Genomic DNA, 14,935 nt, shown 5'->3' on the forward strand with positions numbered 1-14,935 from the left:
TAAACAAAAATTAATCTAAAACACTCCAGCCTCTTTTCGGATTGGTGTTTGAAGAAACTTCCTGCTCGTTAACGATGATGTTTTCTTTTCTCTGACCGATATAATCAAGCTCGCTTAATTTGGAGAAAATAATTTCCAGGCTGCGAAGCATCTGCTGAATGTATAATAAAGGTTCTCCGCAATTGTGGTGGTCATAATTGGTCTCTGCTACAATGGAAAGCTGATTTAGTAATGTATGAGGTGCAATTTCACTCCATTCCAAACTATAGTTCAGCATTTCTTCCAGTTCCGCAGGTACCAGAAGCTGGGTAGAATTATACAGGTGAAGAGCCAGTCTCGCAAAAGACTCGATCAGAAATACAGGCGGCTGCCATGGGATAATATTCCTGAACTGGAAATACATATCCCCAAAGGTATTCACCATAGTAGTACACAAAAATTTAACGTTCTGTGCCAATGCCGTATTCTGGTTCTTATGAGATGCTTTCTGAATAATTTTAAATGCGTATTGTTGTAGGTTTCCTATAGATTTCGCATAGCTGTTGTAATAATCAATCAGTACCGGATGGCTCTGAATGGAAGTACAAGGCGGAATAAAATTAGAATCTACCTGGGCAATATTGGCTTTCAGATCTACCTTCCCGATAATCAGATAATTTCCTCCGGAATAGCTGCTGTTCAATGAAGTCACAGGAAGCAGTTCGATATGGTGATTAGGCTGTGCATTTGGGTGACGCGGTGGAATTTCCTCAGGGTCAATATCTCCAAAAGGCACCTTATCAAAAGGGTTTACGGAGATCAGAATGTAATAATCGCCGTCTGCCTGTTCTTCATTCATAGATTTCGCAAGAGATTTCACGCTGACCCTTCTGTCACTCAAATCGATACGGTAACCCGCCATAGTGATGGCGCTGCATCTTTTGATCACAAGCTGCACATCATTCGTAGCCGTGTTGTGTACATCAAAAATAGTTTTATCCGTAAATTCGTTGGAAATAGGCAGAAGTCCATAATTATATGTGTTGATCCCAAGTGAGCTGGAATCTCTGATGGTGTCAATTAAAAAATTATCCTGATCATTAAGGTGTCTCTGGGATACTTTCATCCCGTCTACCCAATTGATCGCAAAATGTTTTATAGGCTGTATCATAGTTAATACTTTTTAAATTTTCTGTGATTATGATTTGTTCAATACTCCTTCTTCCGCATGCTGGATCACTCTTTTGCAGATCACCACTTCATTTTCTGAAATGCCGTTCGCAGAGATATCCTGATCGAAATCAATATATTTTCTAAAACTGAAGAACGATTTTTTAGTATAGAAAATCCAGTAATAAGGCTCCTTATCTATGTCCGAAAGGTTAATAATAGAACTCGGATTTTTATGGTTATAATCGTCCACTACCCTGTAGAACCAGTCTCCGAAGGTTACTCCGGTAGGCAGTGTTTTGGCTTTAATTCTGAACCTGTTTGAATCTTCAAGATTTTTACTCAGCTCTACATTCAGTACCATCAGTCTGTCGAAATCTGCCCCTTCAAAATCCGGAAGCTTCTGATCCGGAGAATATCTCCATGTTTTATAGATATCAAAAGGTATGCTGATAAACTGAACATAGCAGTAATAAAATACCATGGGAACCACAAAAATCGAGATACTTGTAGCGGCCATTACCGGATATCCCAGCCCTTTGCTTATCCAGCCGAAGATCAGAGTAAATAAAAATCCTCCGAAAGCCATACAGGTTAATGAAAGTATTGATTCAAACAAAATGCTCATTCCTAAAGAGTCAATATGCTTCCTGAAATACCTGTGCAGTAAATTGACATGTATGATCCCAAAAATAAGATAAAACACCTGGGCGATAAGATACCAGTATGGATTAAAAAGATTTTCGGCAAAACCAAAAATCCCCGGCAAAGCCAGACATAAGCTGCACAGAAGAAAGTAAATAATCACCACTTTCATCTTGATCGCAGGTTTGTTTTTTCTGATCAACCCCAGAATAAACATCATGATTACCGCGATTAAAGGCATTAAAATATACCTTAAAAAAATACCTTTTACTGAAGAAATTTCCATTCGATTTTTTTACAATTTTAGACTATGTTGATCGTTGTAAATATAACAAATTATTTTAGAGGAAGGTAGAATATCCGAGACGGCTGGCATTTCTTTCATCATCTTCAAGACTGAATGAATACTCCTGTTTCTCCGTAACAAAATTCTCTTCCACATCTACCGTTACCGGAAGAAAATAATCATACAGGGCCTTCAGAACTTTCCTGAACGGGCTTCCCGGGATATACTTTTTCATTTCCGTATAAGGAATGGGGCCGATATTGACTACCCAGTTCCGTTGTCCGTCCATATGTTTTCCACTAGGAATATACGTCACTCCCAGCCTGGAATTCCCCAGCAGCATAGAATCGTCGTTTCTTTCAATTCTGTCTATAATATTCGGGGCAAAAGTAATTTCTACCGGTACCTGCAGAAAAGCAGTAATGCATCTTTCAAACCATCTTTTATCCCCCCTGATCTGGTGAAAAAATGGCAGAATATAGATAAAAATATAGGCGCTCTGCTCGTCAAGCATTTTTACCAGAGGCCAGAGTTCACTTACGGTATCCAGAAGGGTGTCCGTGTTACTTGAAATATCGAATTCAGATTCTTTAAGCAGTGAACTGATTTCGGTAAAAAATACTTCCAGCTCAAAAGGCCGGAAAAACTTTCGCGCATCATCTTCCACCTTTTTCTGCTTGCGGATCTCTCGGACTACCGTATCTACATTCTTTCTGGAAGCTCCTAAAGACGGGGGATGAAACAACCCTTCAGGGAGATAGTCATAGATACCTTCCCTGTATGTTTCTATCGTAAAAACTTCCTCATCAAATCCCAGGTAGCTGCTTGAAATGCTTTTGATATCCTTCAGATAAGCACGGTCATTGATCCCGATTCTTTCTATAAATATATTGCTTACAGCACGGTGATACTTCAAAAGATTAACGGCCACAGCCTCTGCCTTGAAGTCCGTCTGCAGCTTATTGTAATACATGTCTACAATATTATTCTCATACATAGTGTTTCCTGTGATTATGACTTGTAAAGATAATATATCTCGTAAGTTTGAAAAAATAATTTGGCTATAATTTTCGTTTAAAAATACTAATTTATTGACATTAAAAGGAATAATCTGCGACAAATTCCGTAAAAATACGGTAATACTGCTTTTCAGATGATTTCGGACGCCGGATTAAGCGATTAAAGCTTATCTCTGTTATTCAGTTACTTATCTTTATTAAGTGCTTATTTTTAAGTTCTATAGTATTTTATACGCTTTCTGCGCTATTGAGATTAAATTTTATTAACAGTCTTTCGGCAAGAAAATGATCATTATTGATACAGGTTCCGAAACAGGGCCGTATCTTTGCAGCTTATAAAATGTTATTTATAATGAAAAGTATTTATTCTAAAATTCTGATTTTAGCATTCATTTCATCTTCACTCTATTCTTATGCATGGGGATTGACGGGTCACAGGGTAATTGCGGAGATCGCAGAAAACCATTTATCCGGAAAAGCAAGAAGAGAGATCAGAAAAATAATGGGTAAGGAACGTCTTGCCTATTGGGCTAACTGGCCGGATTTCATCAAATCTGATACTACAGGAGTCTGGAAACAGGCTTCAACATGGCATTATGTAAATATTGATCCGCAGGTGGATTTTAAAAATTTTGACCAGAATCTGAAAATGCAGTCAGGACCAAGCCTTTATACACAGGTAAACATATTGTCCAGCCAGATCAAAAATGAAAAAACATCTGAAAAAGACAGAAAAATTGCCCTGATCTTCCTTATTCATATGATGGGAGACCTTGCCCAGCCGCTTCACGTAGGAAGAGCTGAGGACCTTGGAGGGAACAAAATCAATGTTACGTATTTCGGGGACAAAACCAATCTTCATTCCGTATGGGACGGGAAACTGGTAGATTCACAGAAATACAGTTACACGGAATATGCCAGCCTGCTGGACATCAAATCCAAAGATGAAGTAGCAAAGATTCAGTCCGGAACTCTGGAAGACTGGTTGTACGATTCTCATCAGATCGCCAATAAAATCTATGCACAGACTCCTGACGGATCGAAATTATCATACGACTACCAGTACAAATTCAATGAAACCCTTGAAAGACAGCTTCTTTACGGAGGTCTGAGACTGGCAAAGGTACTTAATGATTTGTTTTAAAAGTTGACAGTTGCTGGTTGACAGTTGATCACCAGGCTGATGTAATATAAAAGCGGGACTTCGGTTTCGCTTTTTTTGTTCAAAGTTCGGAGTTCAAAGTTCAAAGTTTAAGGTTTAAGGTTTAAAATTACACGATCCTGTTTAAAGTCTCAAATCTGACATCTGATATCTTGGCTCTTTACTCCTGCCTCTCCCACCCTAAATTTAAAAAATAATTAAAACTGGTGTAACCTTTCTGCTTTGTCATACGTATAATATATAGTAACTCTTTTTTGAGGATAAAAATAGATGAGACAATTAAAAATCACTAAGCAGGTTACCAACAGGGAAACTGCTTCATTAGACAAGTATTTGCAGGAAATTGGTAAAGTGGAACTGATCACTGCGGACGAAGAGGTAGAACTGGCACAAAGAATCCGCGCAGGCGACAGAGCTGCACTGGAAAAACTAATCAAAGCCAACCTTCGTTTCGTAGTTTCCGTATCCAAACAGTACCAGAATCAAGGTCTTTCTTTACCCGATTTGATTAATGAAGGTAATTTAGGACTGATGAAAGCGGCAAAAAGGTACGATGAAACTAGAGGTTTCAAATTTATCTCTTATGCGGTATGGTGGATTCGTCAGTCAATTTTACAGGCGTTAGCTGAGCAGTCAAGAATTGTAAGGCTTCCGTTAAATAAAATTGGTTCCATCAACAAAATTAATAAAGCTTACGCACACCTCGAGCAGGAAAACGAAAGACCACCTTCCCCGGAAGAATTGGCTGAAGTGCTTGACATGAGTGAGGAAGATATTAAGGAATCTATGAAAAACTCCGGAAGACACCTGTCTATGGATGCGCCTTTAGTAGAAGGTGAAGATTCTAATCTTTATGACGTATTGCGTTCCGGAGAATCTCCAAGCCCGGACAAAGACCTGATGCTTGAATCTTTACAAATTGAGATCGAAAGAGCATTGAATACTTTGACGCCAAGAGAGGCTGATCTGGTAAGATTATACTTCGGACTGAACGGAAAACACCCGATGACTTTAGAGGAAATCGGTGAAACTTTCGATCTTACAAGAGAGAGAGTTCGTCAGATTAAAGAAAAAGCAATTAAGAGACTAAAGCATAACACCAGAAGCAAGATTCTTAAGTCTTACTTAGGTAAATAATTTAGCGCAAAAAACAATGTAGCGGAGTCTGTTTTCAGGCTCCGTTTTTTTATGCAAACCAGTCTGGCATTTTCCTTTTATAAGTGAAAAGCCTTTGTTTATCTTAAAAATTAACGTATTTACAATTTCTTTACCTATCCTTGCGGTAAAGCAGCCGGGCAGAAAGAAATATGAACTTTAAAATCAAGCTGTAACAATTTTTGAAGTATCTTCAACTAATACAAAATAAAACCAAATCTAAAAATTATGAACAAAATATTTTTCGCTTCTGCCCTGGCATTATCACTGCTTTCCTGTAAAGAAAACCAGTCCAGAAATACTCCGGTTGTAGAAAATGCCGTGGATAATGCAGAATCCTCTGTTTCGGGTTCATTGAAGAGCTACCGCAAAGGAAATATGGTGGATGAAATTTACTATGAGCTGATCAAAAATGATAAAAACCTGAAAGCCCTGGACGACAAAATCATAGCAATAGACGAAGAAAGCAGAAAAGTTCTGGCAATCTATGGCGAAACCCTTCGGAAATCTGAATCATTCTATCTTGATGCCCATAACCAGGCAGCTTCCGTTAAAGATTCACTTCTGAAACAGCAGCTGGACAAAGAGATCAAAATGAGTTCTGATCAGTATGATCTTAAAATAAGCAAAGTAAAGGAACTGATCGCTAAAGTCAACGCAAACAGCGATACCATCAACAACCTGTACACTGCTTTTAAAATCAGGAAAACAATTCCTGAAATCGAAAAATACCAGAAAGCACATCCTCTGAAAACAGAAAACCTGGAAAACCTGATCAATAAGCAGAATCAATTGCTGAATGAACTCAAAAATACAAAATAATGAATTATACCACGAAATGGCTTACGGATACTGCGCGGACGGAAGAACTGGTTGATTTTTTTATTGCCCATAAAACAGATTCCTACATTTCCCATGGAGAAATTATTTCCGGAAGGGCTTTAGATTCCAACCACTGGAGTCCGGATCTTAAGAATATACTCACCCATCAGCTAAACTCCGGCTTCGATGCAGATCATAACTCAAAATTAAATATACTGATTGCTGAAAACGAGGCAGGAAAAATCATTGGAATGCTGATTTTCAATGTGATTGCCGGATTCAAAAATTATGCAGTCCTGGAAGATATGCTGCTGGATTATTCTCTTCGCGGACAATCGCTTGGAAGCACTTTGCTGAAGGTAGCCCTGGAAGAATCTAAAAAATGGAATATCAGTTTTATCATGCTTGAAAGCGGAACCGACAATGAAGGTGCCCACCACTTTTTTAATAAATACGGATTTAAAAAGATTTCTGAAAATTATATTTTATCCCTGTAGAAGCAGCTTAAATCAATTAATATGAATCAAATTTCAATAATTGGCGCCGGAATTGGCGGATTGACACTGGGAAATGTCCTAAAACAGCAACAGATCGATTTTACCATCTACGAATCTGCACAGGAAATCAAGCCCGTTGGTGCCGGAATTATGATGGCTGTTAATGCCATGCAGATCTTTGACCGGTTAGGCTTAAAAGAAAAAATTGAAAACGCAGGAAATAAAATCCATGGAATCTCCATCACCGACGAATCCCTGAAACCGATCACCAAAACCAATATCCTTGCCCTCGAAAAAAAATATAATTCCTGTAATGTAGCCATTCACAGGGCTGAGCTGCAAAAAATTCTGGCTGAAAATGTAGGATATGAACACATCAGTCTCAACCACTCTTTAAAAAAGATTGAAAAGCATGAAAACTATACTTTAGAGTTTGACAACGGAACCCGGGCAGAAACTCAGATTGTATTTGGTGCTGATGGCATAAAATCCAAAATCCGGAATCAGATTTTAAAAACAGAAACCATCAGAAATGCAGGACAAAAGTGCTGGCGCGGACTTGTAGAGCTTGATCTTCCGGAACATCTGAGCCATGAAGCCTTTGAAATGTGGGGGAAAGGAAAACGTTTTGGCTTTGTGAAAATTTCTGAGCAAAAAATTTACTGGTATGCCGTAGTGAATGAAGAAAAACATCAGCTTAATCTGGAATTACCTGAATATTTTAAAGATTTCCACCCTCTTGCTGTAGGCATTCTTGAAGCTACTTTAAAAGAAAATATTATACTCAACGATATTATAGATTTATCTCCTATTCCTTCATGGCATTCGGAAAACCTTTGCCTGATCGGTGATGCGGCTCATGCTACAACTCCAAATATGGGCCAGGGTGCATGCCAGGCTATTGAAGACGCCTATGTCATCGGGAAACTTCTGGAAAACACCCGGGATTTTAATTATGTTTTTGAAGAATTTCAAAAGATCAGAAGAAAAAAAGTGGATTATGTGGTCAATACCAGCTGGAAGATCGGAAAAATGTCTCAGTGGGAAAAGGGAAATGCCATGCGGAATTTCTTTATGCGGTTGATTCCGGAAAGCTCCAGCTACAAACTGGCAGAGAAAATTGTAAAACTGGAAATCTAAGGTTTGATTTTTTACAGAAATGCCCTTAATCAGCTATGAAAATATGTGCCTTCTGTGGTTTGAAAAATATTAACCACAAAAGGCACAAAAGTTTTTGAACACTTTAATTTCTTAAGAAGAATAAAATGATGGTTAAAGTACCCTTAAGCTTTAAAAAATCAAAGGTTTTTATCCCTGGTCCTAAAAATCTGCATGATCTGCTTGATTAGCAAGAGATTGAATTAAACCATTAAGGTTCTATTAAGATTTTAAGAATATTAAGTTTGAGCTTCGCTTTAAGAGCATCATTTAAAAAGGCATTAGATTTCACCCTTAACTACTTTTACCTCCTTCACTCTTCTTAATGTTTCAAAAAATATCCGCAATCATCTATGAAAATATGTGCCTTCTGTGGTTTGAAAAAATAGTAACCACAAAAGGCACAAAAGTTTTTGAGCACTTTAGTTTTTTAAGTAGAATAAAGCAATGCTTAAACGTGCACTAGGTTTAAAAAAATCATAGATTTTTATTCATGCTAAAAATCTGCTCTATCTGGCTGATCTGTCTTTAGTTTTGAACTGTAATACTTCAGAGGTTTGGTGCTAATAAACCAGTTCTGTACATCAAAATATGTTCTTTGATTCTTTGCTCCTGTGCTGGAGTTAGTTCTTTCATCCAATCGTCATCAACATAATTCATGTAATTATGAATCGGAGCCTGTTCCCCTACCATACAGGCATTATGGGATTGCCCAACCGGCGGCTTTCCATAATTGGGACTGCTGTGTGAAGGAGTATCATGCACATGATCACCTATCCCATCACAACCCCCTTGAAAAGTATGATAAAGTCCCAACCAATGACCAACCTCATGTACGCCCGTCATTCCCAAATTATAGGGTCCTGCTTTTCCACCAGGTAAAGATTCATCTAAAACTACTACGCCATCAAGCGTAGGATCTCCGGCTAAATCAAAAGGGAAAGTAGCCCACCCTAATAAACCCGCTCTAAGCCCACCGGTATAAAAATTCAAATATTTTCTGGCATCTGCTCCCAAAGAACTTTTAGCTTCCCGTTCAGATATTGAACCATGCCCCATATAATACCAATTCTGATTATCAATGTACTGAACACTTTCTTCATTATATGAAAATACTATTCCCGCTCCTTTAAATGCATCATTTAACAGGGTAATTTGTTTTTCTCTTTGTTGTTTATTTACCAGCCCACTGGCACCATAAGTTATATGATGAAATTTAACTTCAATGTCTAATTTATCAAATAATACACGTCTGCTTTTATTTGCAGAAATTTCGTTGTCTACGAGCATAATATCTACCGGAGTAGGGATTTTTGTTGCACATCCTCTCCCATAATTTACAAATTCTTCCTGACTTGAAAAATCCATATTGTTTACTGTGAAAGCCATAATTATTAGTTTTTATTGTATTAAAAAATTATCAATTAAGTTTTGTTTTTTACTTACTTCCAGTAATATAAATTTTTAATTTATACTTTAAAGGGTAATTCGTTTTTCTATTATAATTCAAATGTAGTTAGTCAGAAAATAATTGAAAATACCACTTTTGTGTAATTTTTATCATTAATGCTGCAAGTTGAATATTCTGATTAGGGTAAAATCCTTGTACAAAAACAAAAGGATTATTAATCCGGAAAAGATAGAAAATAATAGGCTTCCTAATTTTTGGGGAGCAAACAGAAGCATGCAATGATATCTTTGGCAAAATACTTCACGCGTTCAATCATTCGTCTATCCATCTCATCGATAAGATTTTTATTCATAATGCTAAAAATCGGCTCTATCTGCTTTATCTGCGAGATGAAAAAACAATATCATCAAACGCTGTAACAATCATAAAATAATAGCTACCAATAAGATATGCGATTATATAAATCAGCTATAAGTGATTACTCCATATCATAAACTTAAAAAATGAAAAAAATCTTTTATGTATTAGCCTTAATAGTAGGTCTGGTGACCACAAAGGCACAGGAAGTCCCGTTGCTGGACAGAGAACTCTTTTATGGAAACCCCGAAATTTCCGGTGGACAGCTAAGTCCTGACGGAAAATGGATCTCGTTTATGAAACAATACGAGGGAATAATGAATATCTGGGTAAAAAAGGTAGATGAACCTTTTGATAAAGCCCGTCCGCTAACCAACAGCAAACGTCCACTGGCCGGTTATTTCTGGTCCGAAAACGGAAAATACATCCTGTACGTAAAGGACAATAACGGAAACGAAAATATGAATATTTTTGCGGTAGATCCTATGGCAAAAGCCGATAAAGGCGTTCCGGAATCCAGGAATTTAACCCCGTTGAATGATGTGACCGCCCAGATTCAGATGGTCAGCAGAAAAGATCCTGACTTATTGATGATCGGCCTGAATAACCGTGATAAAGCATGGCACGACCTGTATTCTTTAAAGATTTCAACCGGAGAACTGAAAAAGATTTACGAAAATAAAGACAGGGTTACAGGCTATGATTTCGATTGGGATGAAAAACTAAGAGTTCTCTCTAAAACGGATGAAAAAGGAACCACTCAGTTCATGTATAAAAACGGTGACCAACTGACTCCCATCTATGAAACATTGGTTACGGAAAGTGCTTATATTGCAAACTGGAATGAAGACAATTCTAAATTTTATCTGGTAACGGACAAAGGCGATCTGGATAAATCTGCTCTATATTTGATGGATCCGAAAACCAAACAAATGACAAAAATAGAAAGTGATCCTAAAGGAAAAGTAGATTTCGGCGGGCTGTCTATGGACAGAAATACCAGAAAGATCATTTCAACTTCCTACACCGGAGATAAAACTGAAAACTACTGGAAAGATAAAACATGGGAAGCTAATTATAAATTTTTACAAAGTAAATTTCCGGGAAGAGAAGTCGATTTTGCCAGCTCAACAAAGGATTATTCTAAGTTTTTAATCGCAGTTTGGGGGGATAAATACGCCTCCGAATCCTATTTTTTCGATGCCAAAACCAAAGAACTGATCTTCCAGTATACACCAAGACCTGCATTGAAGAAGGTAGAGCAATATTTAGCTCCTATGACGCCTGTTACCTACAAAAGCAGTGACGGCCTTGAAATTCCCGCCTATCTGACGGTGCCTGCGGGATCATCCGGAAAAAACCTTCCGGTTGTGGTTTTAGTGCACGGAGGTCCAAAAGGTCCGAGAGATTATTGGGGCTACAGTTCAACTGTACAGTTTTTAGCCAACAGAGGATATGCTGTTCTTCAGCCTAACTTCAGAGCCAGCGGAGGTTATGGAAAAAAATTCAAAAACGACGGAGACCTCCAGTGGGGGAAACTGATGCAGGACGATATCACATGGGGTGTAAAGTATCTGATAGATAAAGGAATTGCCGATAAAAACAAAGTGGTGATCATGGGCGGAAGTTACGGAGGATATGCAACACTGGCAGGTCTGGCTTTCACTCCTGATCTGTATGCAGGGGGTGTTGATATTGTAGGACCAAGCAATCTGTTTACGCTGCTGGATTCTGTGCCTGCCTACTGGGAAGCAGCCCGCGCCTCTCTTTATGGAATGGTGGGTGATCCCAATACAGAGGAGGGTAAAAAACGCATGAAGGAAGCAAGTCCATTGTTCAGCGTAGATAAAATCGTAAAGCCTTTATTGATTATCCAGGGAGCGAATGATCCAAGGGTAAAGCAGGCTGAGGCAGACCAGATTGTCATCGCTCTTCGTGAAAAAGGAAAAAAAGTGAATTATATCCTGGCAGATGATGAAGGGCACGGATTCAGAAAACCTATAAATAATATGGCCATGTATGCGGAAACTGAGAAATTCCTTGCTGAAGTTATAGGAGGAAGATATCAGAAAGATATGCCGGAAGCGGTCGCCAAACGTTTGAAAGAAATGACGGTTGACATTACAAAAGTTACCTATACGCCAGCAGAAAAAACAACAGGCGCTGCTCAGAAAACAACCAAATAAAAACTCTCTATCACTGATCTGATTCAGTATTGTAATAAAGAAAGCCGTCTCATGAAATAATGAAACGGCTTTTTTATGATATCAGCATTAAAATCCGGATTTAAACTTTTGAATTAAAAAATAATCATCTGCAAAATCTGCCCAATAAGCTAGAGAATAATGATAATTTCAATAGAAAGAAAAAAGCTGCCAAAATATAGCAGCTTTCTTATTAATAAGTTAAAGTAAGTCCGGCTCCCCAGCCCATTTCATTGTCATAATTTCCTGAAACGGAAAGCCATTTCTGCAGGATATACCGCAAACCTGTTGAGAATTCTCCGTCTGAGTTCAGGGTGAAGTTTCCTCTTATCCTCCTGGAAATCGGGATATCTTCCCTGCTTAACTCCAGTAATACTTTTCCGTTCTGGTCTACACTGGCATCTGCAGTAACCAGCATCGGCAGAAGATACCGAACCCCAACCATAAAAGCATACTGGTCTTTTGAAGCCTTTTGCTGGCCAAACCAGGTCTTTTTCCCACGGAACTTCATACCCATGTCTTCGGCCATCTTCCTTTCCATGATCTCATGGTTTTTCTGAATTCTGAAACCGGCATACGGAAGCGCCCACTGGAATTTTCCAAGGAATCTTCCCACTTTTACATTGCCTTCAAAATGATCAAAATCCCAGTTGGAATGAAACTCGTTCAGATTGGCCCATCTTGGTCCGAACATCGTCATAGACTCTGCGTGCATTTTATTACTCGCAACATCCAGCATGGCCATAGAACTAACCATTTTATTATCCTTCAGGAAATTTTTCCAGGCCAGTTTTCTGTCCGGCAGCTGCGGATTGGGTTTTGAATTTTCATAGCTGAATATCCTTCCCATTCCCGCCATCATATGGTATAAAATATGGCAGTGGAAAAACCAGTCGCCATCCTGGTTGGCGGCAAATTCAATCGTATTGGTTTCCATAGGCATGATATCCACCACGTTTTTCAGCGGAGAATACTCTCCTTTTGAATTAATCAGCCTGAAATCATGACCATGAAGGTGCATGGGGTGGCGCATCATGGAATTGTTATACATTGTAATCCTCAGTATTTCTCCTTTTTTCACCAGAATCTTGTCGGTTTCGGTGACTGTTTTATTATCCAGTGTCCATAGATATTGGTTCATATTTCCTTCCAGCGTAAACTTCAGTTCTCTTACATTCTCATCAGGCAAGATGGTCTTTTCGGGAGATTTCAAAAGATTGTACGAAAGTCTTTTGATGGTTTTTTCCTCCTTCATATCCATTCCGGCATGCTTATCATGATTGGTGGCTGAAGCTCCCGAAACCTCCTTTGAATGGTCTTCTTCCTTATTCTTAATCCCCATCATTTCATTCATATGCTTCATTGTCATTTTTCTCTGGCTTTCAGGAAGCTCAGGATACATCACTTCATTCATATCCATCATCTGTTTACCCATCTCCATATTCATCGGCTTCATATTTCCGCTCATTTCCATCATTCCGTTCATCATTTTCATTCCTTCAAACAGCATCAGTCTCGGCAGGTTGGGAGCTTCCACTTTTTCACCGGAACCCAGCCACAGGGAGGCATGGCCTATCCTGTCCTCTGACGTGGAGCGGAATTCAAAGCTTTTATTTTCAGGAATGGTGACTTCAATATCATAGGTTTCAGAAACCCCGATAATAAGTCGGTCAACTTCTACCGGAACCACGTCATTCCCATCATTTCCGACTACTTTTATTTTTCCGCCTCCATAATTCAGCCAGAAATAGGTGGATGATCCTCCATTGGCTACTCTGAGCCTCACTTTGTCACCGGCCTTCAGTTGAGAATAATCGGAGCTTGGAAGTCCGTTGATCAGAAATTTATCATAGTACACATCGCTTACATCCATGGCTTCCATCCTCTTCCATTCATTCAGCGCTTTTGTACCGAAATTCCCGGATTTTATTGCTTCCCAGTAACTCTGTACTGCATTTTTCTTGATGGCATACCAGTCTGTATTGGCCATGTGGAGCCTTCTCGCAATCTGCATCGGGTCTTCATCGCTCCAGTCTCCAAGCAGTACAGGAATTTCCTTGGTATAGGTTGGTGCAGGCTCTCCTTCTCTTTTATTAAAGACCAGAATCCCGTTCATCCCGATCTGTTCCTGTAAGGCTTCGTGGGAATGGTACCAATAGGTTCCGTTCTGAGAAACCCTGAATTTATACAGATGTGTTTCTCCAGGTGTTACAGGCTTTGTCGTAAGATACGGAACTCCATCCTGTTCATTGGGAAGAATTACCCCATGCCAATGCAGCCCTGTATTTTCTTTAAGCATATTGTGAAGATAAATCTCCGCCGTATCCCCTTCCGTAAAATATAAGGTTGGCGCCTGCAGCTTTCCGTTGATGGCAATTGCCCTACGGTTTTTACCCGTGAAATTCACAATCGTATCTTTCACGTAAAGGTCGTAGCGTACCGTTTTCCCTCCAAAGGTCACTTTTCCGTTTTCAGAATTTCTTTTGAATACGGACCGGTCCTTTTTAGGTTCTTCTGCAGGAACATGCTGATGATTTTCTTTTTCTACCAGTTCCATTCCGCATTTTGGACATTTCCCGGGTGTATCGGAAGTAACATCCGGATGCATAGGGCAGGTGTATTTAGGTTGAGTTTGAGGCTTAGACTGAGGTCCAGCAGCGTTATACTCATGTAATGACCTTGTTTCTGTCGTTTTTGGTTTTTGTTTTGGCTTAATCTTAACCTTAGCCTCAATCTTATTAATCTTAGGCTTTACTTCTGTGGCTTTCTGTACTGTTTTAGACTCCGCTTTAGGTCGTGGCTTTGCCGTGACTTTTGGTTTTGTTACAACGGTTTTCTTCACCAGTGTCATTTTGCATTTCGGACAGTCTCCCGGTTTTGAAGAGACGACCTCAGGGTGCATCGGACAGGTATAATAGATTTTTGTTGTTTGTGCGAAAGTAAAAACAGAGAACAAAAGCACCAGAAATATCATTAATTTTCTCATAATATTTCAAGCTTTTTACAAGCTGCACAACTTAAAGTCAATTAGAATTTAAGCTATACAACTTATTGTTTTAAAATTAAATAT

11 protein-coding genes are annotated in these 14,935 nt (G+C 38.9%); 6 read left to right on the forward strand and 5 right to left on the reverse strand.

The features are described 5' to 3' along the window. Positions 1-10: 10 nt before the first annotated feature. The 3 genes from B7E04_RS14795 to B7E04_RS14805 are packed head-to-tail and all read right to left on the reverse strand — an operon-like array spanning position 11 to position 3,077. Positions 11-1,150 (reverse strand): hypothetical protein, encoded by a 1,140-nt coding sequence (locus tag B7E04_RS14795; RefSeq protein ID WP_062647074.1) that lies wholly within the window; start codon positions 1,148-1,150, stop codon positions 11-13. A gap of 27 nt (positions 1,151-1,177) precedes the next feature. Then, complete coding sequence (locus B7E04_RS14800) at positions 1,178-2,080, reverse strand: TssN family type VI secretion system protein (protein WP_080779322.1); 903 nt, start codon at positions 2,078-2,080, stop codon at positions 1,178-1,180. 55 nt (positions 2,081-2,135) lie between these two features. Next, positions 2,136-3,077 (reverse strand): type VI secretion system baseplate subunit TssG, encoded by a 942-nt coding sequence (locus B7E04_RS14805; RefSeq protein ID WP_080779323.1) that lies wholly within the window; start codon positions 3,075-3,077, stop codon positions 2,136-2,138. Positions 3,078-3,451: 374 nt separating this feature from the next. Here B7E04_RS14805 and B7E04_RS14810 point away from each other — a divergent pair, with 374 nt between their 5' ends. From B7E04_RS14810 to B7E04_RS14830, 5 genes are all read left to right on the forward strand, one after another. Beyond that, complete coding sequence (locus tag B7E04_RS14810) at positions 3,452-4,243, forward strand: S1/P1 nuclease (protein WP_080779324.1); 792 nt, start codon at positions 3,452-3,454, stop codon at positions 4,241-4,243. 288 nt (positions 4,244-4,531) lie between these two features. Further along, complete coding sequence (locus B7E04_RS14815) at positions 4,532-5,398, forward strand: sigma-70 family RNA polymerase sigma factor (RefSeq protein WP_002979276.1); 867 nt, start codon at positions 4,532-4,534, stop codon at positions 5,396-5,398. Between the two features lie 246 nt (positions 5,399-5,644). Continuing rightward, the gene (locus B7E04_RS14820; RefSeq protein ID WP_080779325.1) at positions 5,645-6,238 is read left to right on the forward strand and encodes a hypothetical protein; all 594 of its coding nucleotides are present in this window, start codon (positions 5,645-5,647) and stop codon (positions 6,236-6,238) included. Further along, positions 6,238-6,735 carry a GNAT family N-acetyltransferase gene (locus B7E04_RS14825; RefSeq protein ID WP_080779326.1) on the forward strand — a complete coding sequence of 166 codons (498 nt, stop codon included), beginning with the start codon at positions 6,238-6,240 and terminating at the stop codon, positions 6,733-6,735. Before B7E04_RS14820 ends, B7E04_RS14825 begins: the two co-directional genes overlap by 1 nt. A gap of 21 nt (positions 6,736-6,756) precedes the next feature. Continuing rightward, positions 6,757-7,875 (forward strand): FAD-dependent monooxygenase, encoded by a 1,119-nt coding sequence (locus B7E04_RS14830; RefSeq protein ID WP_080779327.1) that lies wholly within the window; start codon positions 6,757-6,759, stop codon positions 7,873-7,875. Positions 7,876-8,442: 567 nt separating this feature from the next. Here the strand turns inward: B7E04_RS14830 and B7E04_RS14835 are convergent. Then, positions 8,443-9,282, reverse strand: a complete 840-nt coding sequence (locus B7E04_RS14835; RefSeq protein ID WP_080779328.1) for a zinc metalloprotease — start codon at positions 9,280-9,282, stop codon at positions 8,443-8,445. Positions 9,283-9,807: 525 nt separating this feature from the next. On the opposite strand from B7E04_RS14835, the gene B7E04_RS14840 reads away from it, so the two are divergent. After that, on the forward strand, positions 9,808-11,847 hold the full coding sequence (locus B7E04_RS14840; protein WP_080779329.1) for a S9 family peptidase: 2,040 nt from the start codon (positions 9,808-9,810) through the stop codon (positions 11,845-11,847). A 211-nt stretch (positions 11,848-12,058) separates the two neighbouring features. Here B7E04_RS14840 and B7E04_RS14845 read toward each other — a convergent pair whose 3' ends face one another. Further along, complete coding sequence (locus tag B7E04_RS14845) at positions 12,059-14,851, reverse strand: multicopper oxidase domain-containing protein (RefSeq protein ID WP_185117081.1); 2,793 nt, start codon at positions 14,849-14,851, stop codon at positions 12,059-12,061. Positions 14,852-14,935: the final 84 nt, after the last annotated feature.

This window comes from Chryseobacterium phocaeense, assembly GCF_900169075.1.
In the GTDB taxonomy this organism is placed as follows: Bacteria; Bacteroidota; Bacteroidia; order Flavobacteriales; family Weeksellaceae; genus Chryseobacterium; species Chryseobacterium phocaeense.